Genomic DNA, 467 nt, shown 5'->3' on the forward strand with positions numbered 1-467 from the left:
GTTCCATATCTTCAGAAGTAAGTTCAACGTCGTTTTCCATGTCCTAGTCCTCTCACCTGCGGTTCCGCGGATCCCCGAGGCAGGCACGCTATCGCCCATCCGGTGACTGCTACTCCCGGGTTCCCTCGCCTAAGCTCTTGAAGGGGGGTCAGCCACGGGTGTGTGGGTGAGCTGCGGGTATGACTAAGGGCCCTCTACCGAGCGGTGGAGAGCCCTTACTCATAGACCGTCGAACAGGGATCCTGTTCGCAGGTCAACCTGCCACGAAGTGGGTCAGGACAGAACGGAGATGTTCGTGGCTTGGAGGCCTCGATCACCGTTCGTGACGTCGAACTCAACCTTGGCGCCCTCGTCCAAAGAACGGTAGCCGCCGGAGTTGATGCCCGAGAAGTGTGCGAAGACGTCATCAGAGCCGTCGTCGGGGGCGATGAAGCCGAAGCCCTTGTCAGCGTTGAACCATTTAACGG

At 59.1% G+C, this 467-nt stretch carries 1 protein-coding gene; it reads right to left on the minus strand.

Annotated features, from left to right (window positions below; all coding sequences use genetic code 11):
- Positions 1–273 precede the first annotated feature (273 nt).
- A partial coding sequence (locus D9R02_RS11875; RefSeq protein ID WP_147435372.1) for a cold-shock protein occupies positions 274–467 on the minus strand: 194 nt, incomplete at its 5' end.

Origin of the sequence: Kocuria rhizophila (assembly GCF_003667225.1) — a bacterium.
GTDB lineage: Bacteria > Actinomycetota > Actinomycetes > Actinomycetales > Micrococcaceae > Kocuria > Kocuria rhizophila.